Source organism: Acidovorax sp. KPB24-03, from assembly GCF_057546605.1.
Genome location: NZ_BAAJYR010000541.1, coordinates 1 through 1933, shown reverse-complemented (window position 1 = coordinate 1933; position 1933 = coordinate 1). Strand labels below are relative to the sequence as shown.

The following is a 1933-nucleotide window of genomic DNA, read 5'->3' as shown; positions in this document are numbered from 1 at the left end:
TTTTTATTAAACAGTCGCAGCCACCGATTTTTTGCAACCCCTTTGGGCTCGCCTTGTACAGGTTCACCTACTTGGGGCATACCTTCTCCCGAAGTTACGGTATCAATTTGCCGAGTTCCTTCTCCTGAGTTCTCTCAAGCGCCTTAGAATACTCATCTCGCGCACCAGTGTCGGTTTGCGGTACGGTCGTGTGTAGCTGAAGCTTAGTGGCTTTTCCTGGAAGCAGGGTATCACTCACTTCGTCTGCAAGCAGACTCGTTATCACCCCTCATCTAAGCCTGGCGGATTTGCCTACCAGGCACGACTACAGGCTTGAACCAACATATCCAACAGTTGGCTGAGCTAACCTTCTCCGTCCCCACATCGCACTACACATCGGTACAGGAATATTGACCTGTTTCCCATCAGCTACGCATCTCTGCCTCGCCTTAGGGGCCGACTCACTCTACGCCGATGAACGTTGCGTAGAAAACCTTGCGCTTACGGCGAGGGGGCTTTTCACCCCCTTTAACGCTACTCATGTCAGCATTCGCACTTCTGATACCTCCAGCATCCGTTACCAGACACCTTCACAGGCTTACAGAACGCTCTCCTACCACTCACAGTAAACTGTGAATCCGCAGCTTCGGTAACTGGCTTAGCCCCGTTACATCTTCCGCGCAGGACGACTCGATCAGTGAGCTATTACGCTTTCTTTAAATGATGGCTGCTTCTAAGCCAACATCCTGACTGTTTTAGCCTTCCCACTTCGTTTCCCACTTAGCCAATTTTAGGGACCTTAGCTGGCGGTCTGGGTTGTTTCCCTCTTGAGTCCGGACGTTAGCACCCGGTGCTCTGTCTCCCAAGCTGTACTCGTCGGTATTCGGAGTTTGCCTTGGTTTGGTAAGTCGCCATGACCCCCTAGCCAAAACAGTGCTCTACCCCCGACGGTAATACTTGAGGCACTACCTAAATAGTTTTCGGAGAGAACCAGCTATTTCCAAGTTTGTTTAGCCTTTCACCCCTATCCACAGCTCATCCGCTAGTTTTGCAACACTAGTCGGTTCGGACCTCCAGTACCTGTTACGGCACCTTCATCCTGGCCATGGATAGATCACTTGGTTTCGGGTCTACACCCAGCGACTGAACGCCCTATTCGGACTCGATTTCTCTACGGCTTCCCTATTCGGTTAACCTTGCCACTGAATGTAAGTCGCTGACCCATTATACAAAAGGTACGCAGTCACCCTTACGGGCTCCTACTTTTTGTAAGCATGCGGTTTCAGGATCTATTTCACTCCCCTCCCGGGGTTCTTTTCGCCTTTCCCTCACGGTACTGGTTCACTATCGGTCGATTACGAGTATTTAGCCTTGGAGGATGGTCCCCCCATATTCAGACAAGGTTTCTCGTGCCCCGCCCTACTTTTCTCTAGCTTAGTACCACACGTCTGTTTTCGCATACAGGGCTATCACCTGCTATGGCTGGGCTTTCCATCCCATTTTGCTAACAGTCGTGCTATCACTAGAAGGCTCTTCCGATTTCGCTCGCCACTACTTTCGGAATCTCGGTTGATGTCTTTTCCTCGAGCTACTGAGATGTTTCAGTTCACCCGGTTCGCCTCGCATACCTATGTATTCAGTATGCGATACCTCTTGCGAGGTGGGTTTCCCCATTCAGAAATCTCCGGATCAAAGCTTATTTGCCAGCTCCCCGAAGCTTATCGCAGGCTATCACGTCTTTCGTCGCCTGTAATCGCCAAGGCATCCACCACATGCTCTTAGTCACTTGACCCTATAACTTTGACGTCTCTTTCAAAACATCTCCATTTTCTTTCAAGTACTTGCGAGGTCTTTCACCTCGCGCGTTATGCCGTAATGTGAATGTTTCTTTGGTATTGCTACCTAGAGAACGATTCGTCATTACTTGAACTAAAACAAAGTTTCAATTCGTTTT

1 rRNA gene is annotated in these 1933 nt (G+C 49.7%); it reads right to left on the bottom strand.

Annotation, left to right across the window (positions count from 1 at the left end):
• A 23S ribosomal RNA gene (locus tag AC27KI_RS23730) occupies positions 1-1771 on the bottom strand; the annotation flags it as partial.
• Between the last annotated feature and the right edge of the window lie 162 nt (positions 1772-1933).